Source organism: Vibrio sp. 2132-1 (genome assembly GCF_033344315.1).
The window spans coordinates 1-527 of record NZ_JAWPON010000819.1 but is presented as its reverse complement, the minus strand read 5'-3'; the positions used below and the strand labels follow the sequence as shown (position 1 = coordinate 527).

The 527-nt window shown below is 37.6% G+C and carries 1 pseudogene; it reads left to right on the top strand.

Annotated features, from left to right (window positions below):
- Nucleotides 1–148 precede the first annotated feature (148 nt).
- Nucleotides 149–527, top strand: a pseudogene (locus tag R8N47_RS28180) (GGDEF domain-containing protein); the annotation flags it as partial.

Below are 527 nucleotides of genomic sequence, written 5' to 3'. Positions count from 1 at the left end.
TTATAAAATCAAATTTCAGATTTATGAATATCACCGCTATTTGCTCATTTTTTTATATAAACCAAGCAAAAATGATAAAAATTAAAGCGATATTAGTTAATATCCGGTAATCTAAATCCAATTCCATTTTGCTAGTAACATCGCAGAAATGACTGACGAGTTTAAGAAATCGACCGCTAACTTAAAAAAAGCGGTGCCACTAATGATCAAAAATCATGTAGCTGCCACCCCCGCAAACTACGCGCTTTGGTATACCTACGTAGACAAAACCATTCCAGAACTCAATTTTGAGATGGACGAAGTGTTAGAACACTACGGTATTTGTCCACCAGCAGCGAACAAACAGCTTTACAACAACTACGTGGCCAGTAGAGCAGAAACCAGTTTAGAAGATCTCAAAACCAACGTAGAAGTGCTATTGCATGAAGTGTCGAGCTCCATGAGTGATACTTTGTCAGATACCTCTTCTTTCTCTGCGATGGTCGATAAGAGCTTCAACAAATTAGAAAAAGTTGAAGACAACAGCT